The sequence below is a fragment of the Streptomyces sp. MnatMP-M17 genome (genome assembly GCF_900091995.1).
In the GTDB taxonomy this organism is placed as follows: Bacteria; Actinomycetota; Actinomycetes; order Streptomycetales; family Streptomycetaceae; genus Streptomyces.
Genome location: NZ_FMDK01000714.1, coordinates 1 through 2,462, shown reverse-complemented (window position 1 = coordinate 2,462; position 2,462 = coordinate 1). Strand labels below are relative to the sequence as shown.

General features: G+C 71.1%; 2 protein-coding genes. Both read right to left on the bottom strand.

Annotation, left to right across the window (positions count from 1 at the left end; translation table 11 throughout):
- Window positions 1-157: 157 nt before the first annotated feature.
- Window positions 158-1,189 (bottom strand): L-threonine 3-dehydrogenase, encoded by a 1,032-nt coding sequence (gene tdh, locus GA0115259_RS28965; protein ID WP_093602497.1) that lies wholly within the window; start codon window positions 1,187-1,189, stop codon window positions 158-160.
- 169 nt (window positions 1,190-1,358) lie between these two features.
- Window positions 1,359-2,462, bottom strand: a 1,104-nt coding sequence (locus GA0115259_RS28960) for a DMT family protein (RefSeq protein ID WP_237540569.1), incomplete at its 5' end; no start/stop codon positions are given.

Sequence of the window (2,462 nt, the reverse complement as noted above, 5' to 3'; positions counted from 1 at the left end):
GGGAGGCTGTGCTCGATATGCGGCTCCGCCGCGCGGGCGGAGGGTCCCGAGGTACGAGGGGTCGAGCACGGTCGACCGTCGACAGTGCCCGCGGCCGGAGGCCGCTGATGGACACAGCAAGCGCCCCGGAGGCGAACCGAGCCCTCAAAAAACAGGGTCAGGTCCAGTCGAGGATGATTTTGCCGCTGCGTGCGGTGGACGCCTCGTCGAACGCGGCGTCGAAGTCCTGGTAGCGGTAGCTGCCCGTGATGACTGGCGTCAGATCCAGCCCGCCTTCGAGCAGGACCGTCATCGCGTACCACGTCTCGAACATCTCACGGCCGTAGATGCCCTTGATCGTGATCATGGAGGTGACGATCTTCGACCAGTCGACGGCGAACTCCTGCGCGGGCAGGCCCAGCATGGCGATCCGGCCGCCGTGCGTCATGTTGTCGATCATGTCGCGCAGGGCCTCGGCGCGGCCGGACATCTCCAGGCCGATGTCGAAGCCCTCCTTGAGGCCGAGCTGCCTCTGCGCGTCCGCGATTCCGGTGCCGGGAGCGGAGACATCGAGGGCGAGCGTGGCGCCGGCCTTGCGGGCGAGGGCGAGGCGGTGCGGGCTGACGTCGGTGATCACGACATTGCGCGCGCCCGCGTGCCGGGCGACGGCCGCGGCCATGATGCCGATCGGGCCCGCGCCGGTGATCAGTACGTCCTCGCCGACGAGCGGGAAGGAGAGCGCGGTGTGCACGGCGTTGCCGAAGGGATCGAAGATCGCGGCGACATCGAGAGGCACCTCCGTGCGGTGCACCCAGACATTGGCGGCGGGAAGGGCGACATACTCGGCGAACGCGCCGTCGCGGCCGACGCCGAGTCCGACCGTACTGCGGCAGAGATGTCTGCGGCCCGCGAGACAGTTACGGCACTTGCCGCAGACGAGATGGCCCTCGCCGCTGACGAGATCGCCCACGGCGATGTCCTGTACGTCCGCGCCGACGGCGGCGACCTCGCCGACGAACTCGTGGCCGAGGACCCTGGGCGTGGTGACGGCCTGTCTGGCCCAGCCGTCCCAGGACCGGATATGCAGATCGGTACCGCAGATGCCGGTACGGAGCACCTTGATCAGTACGTCACCGGGCCCGGCCTCCGGTTCCGGCACATCCATGAGCCAGAGCCCCGGCTCGGCCTTCTGTTTCACAAGTGCCTTCATGGGCGGCGGCTCCCGGCGTGATGGTGCTGTTCGGTGACCAGTGATCCGCATCGGCGACAGGCGACCCGACCGGTCGTCGATGATCACTGTTCGGTGGTCGGACACCAATCTGCCGATCACCGGCCGTACAGTCCATCGAGGATTTCTTAAGCGGCCCGACAGCGCAGCTTCACGGCTCGGCCCGGCAGCGTCTTCGGCGCCGCCGAGCGCGTGGTTCGGGTCCGGGAGTCTTACCGTCAACGGGCCCATGAGGCCTGGGGAATCCGCCCGGGAAGAACATCATGGGAGGCGGCACGGCCAGGAAGGTGGCCACCGGCTCGACCGACCGGGTGAGGGCACCGTCCGGCGCGGGCATCGCGGGCATGACGGGCGCGATCCGTTCGCCGGAAGCGGTCTGTTCACCGGAAGCCGTCAGCGCAGCGGGCCCGGACGTCGGCTCCGACTCCGGCTCCGACTCCCGCTCCTGCTCCGGCGCCTTCGGCGTGTCCATCAGCAGCCGTGCCGCCGGCGTATCTGTCAGCAGTACGACTCCGCGCGCCGCGACCACCGCGCCGACGAGCGCCGCGGCGATCCCCAACCCGCCGCCTTGGAGGCGTTCGTCCAGCAGTGTCAGCCCTATGACTGCCGCGCCGACCGGATTCGCCAAGGTCAGCACCGCGAGCGGAGCGCCCAGGCCGCCGTGGTAGGCGGTCTGGGAGAGCAGCAGACCGCCGACCGCGAAGCCCGCGACCAGCACCGCCACGAGCATCACCTGCCACAGCACCAGCCCGTCCGTGCCCGATCCCGGACCGCCCGGCATGCTGCCACCGGCGGCGGCGACCGTGATCGTCTGGGTGAGGGCGGAGGCGACGCCCGAAGCGATGCCCGAGGCCGCCGCGTGCGGAAGTCCCGGCCGGGCTCCCGGTCTGGCCAGCAGTGCGACCAGCGTCAGCGCCACGCCTCCCACACCGAGGGCCTCCGCCAGGCTGAGCGACTCGTTCGGCTCCGTGCCCGTGCCCGCCGCCGTCAGCAGGATCGCCGCGAGGCCGACGAGCGTGAACGCCGTGCCTCGCCACTCCTCCCGGCTGACCTGCCGTCCGGCGCGGCGCGCGCCCAGCGGTACGGCCGCGACCAGGGTGAGCGCGCCCAGCGGCTGGACCACGGTGAGCGGCCCGTACGCCAGGGCCACCACATGCAGCAGCCCACCACTCGCGTTCAGCCCGACCGCCCACCACCAGGCGCCGCTGCCGAGCAGGGCGCGCAGTCCGGCCTTCGGCGCGGTACGGGCGGCGAG